This window comes from Mesorhizobium sp. M2A.F.Ca.ET.037.01.1.1 (assembly GCF_003998075.1).
GTDB lineage: Bacteria > Pseudomonadota > Alphaproteobacteria > Rhizobiales > Rhizobiaceae > Mesorhizobium.
This window is the reverse complement of sequence record NZ_RZSA01001365.1, coordinates 1-1,312: the sequence shown is the minus strand read 5'-3', so window position 1 is coordinate 1,312 and position 1,312 is coordinate 1. Positions and strand designations below refer to the sequence as shown.

Genomic DNA, 1,312 nt, shown 5'->3' with positions numbered 1-1,312 from the left:
GCACCGTGGCGGTACGGCTGCTCAACAGCCCGGATCCGCCGGACGCGGCCGCCATCGGCAACACGCCGCTCGTCTTGCGCAGGACAGGCATGGACGCGCCGTCCATCGGCGAGATCGTGCGGCTGACCGTCACCGGCAAGGCGCACGTATTCGCTTAATCTCCGCCTTGAAATAATGCAATTCTGCATTATCTTCAGCAGCCGGAGGCTGCACCATGACGACATTGACAGTTACAGCGCGTGGCCAAGTCACGTTCCGGAAGGATGTGCTCAAGCACCTCCGCATCCAGCCCGGTGACAAGATCAGGCTTGATCTTCTACCTGGTGGCCGGGCGGAGCTGAAAGCCGACCAGGGCAAGGGCTCCTGGCAAGAGCTGAGCGGGATGCTCAAGGGCAAAACCAACGGCGCCCGGCTTTCGATCGAGGAGATCAACGATGCGATCGCCGACGCCGGCGCTTCGAGCGGGATGCGCGGAATCGAGCGCAAGTGAAGGTCAGCCTCGACACCAACGTGCTGTTGTGGCTCATTGTCGGGGACGACGAAGCGCAGCAGCAGACCGCAGCCGAGACCCTGGAAAGGGCCGAACTGGTCGCGATCAGCGTTCAAGCGCTCTGCGAGTTCGTTTGGGTGCTGGACAGAAGCTACCGGGTCGCGCGGCCCGACATATCAGCCTCGATCCGTCGCATCCTCGATATGCGCAACGTCGTAGCCAACCGACCAACGATCGAGGCTGGCCAGGCCGTGCTCGACGCCGGCGGAGATTTCGCCGACGGCGTGATAGCGTTCGACGGTCAGTGGCTCGGCGGCGAAACCTTCGTGTCCTTCGATAGAAAAGCGGCAAAGCTGGTCGAAGGACAGGGAACGCCCACACTGCTGCTCGAGTGATCTACCGCACGCGTTGTCCCGTCGCCGGCGACCAGAGCGGCCATTGCTCGAGAAAGTCGTGGCTGTGGATAACGACGCGCTGCCCGTCGATCAGGATGATCGAATAGGCGGGCGGCGCCTGCTCGACCATCTCGTCGCCGACCACGTCGAGCATGAAGCGGGCATGCAGGCCCCGTTGCACCGAGAACGGAATGCCGGCGACGGTGCCGGCGATGTCGCGGTGGACATGGCCGAAGAAGATGTAGCGGACATTGCCGTGGCGCGTCAGCACGTCGATGAGCCGCTGCGGCTGCTCGAGCCCGAGCGGGTCGAGCAGCGTAAGCCCGAGCTCGACCGGCGGATGGTGCAGGAAGATATAGGCCGCCTTCCCCGCCACCTCGGCGAGCCTGGCATCGAGCCAGCCGAGCCGGTCGTCGCACAACTCGCC

2 protein-coding genes and 2 pseudogenes are annotated in these 1,312 nt (G+C 64.2%); 3 read left to right on the top strand and 1 reads right to left on the bottom strand.

Annotated elements, in window-relative coordinates; all coding sequences use genetic code 11:
- From EOA27_RS36795 to EOA27_RS36785, 3 genes and pseudogenes are all read left to right on the top strand, one after another.
- A pseudogene (locus EOA27_RS36795) lies at window positions 1-158 on the top strand (ABC transporter ATP-binding protein); the annotation flags it as partial.
- A 56-nt stretch (window positions 159-214) separates the two neighbouring features.
- Window positions 215-490, top strand: coding sequence for an AbrB/MazE/SpoVT family DNA-binding domain-containing protein (locus EOA27_RS36790; protein WP_126081046.1), 276 nt, complete (start codon window positions 215-217; stop codon window positions 488-490).
- A complete protein-coding gene (locus EOA27_RS36785; protein WP_127258753.1) occupies window positions 487-885 on the top strand; it encodes a type II toxin-antitoxin system VapC family toxin in 399 nt (132 codons plus the stop codon). Before EOA27_RS36790 ends, EOA27_RS36785 begins: the two co-directional genes overlap by 4 nt.
- 1 nt (window position 886) lies before the next feature.
- On the opposite strand, the pseudogene EOA27_RS36780 reads toward EOA27_RS36785, so the two are convergent.
- Window positions 887-1,312 (bottom strand): annotated as a pseudogene (locus EOA27_RS36780) (phosphodiesterase); the annotation flags it as partial.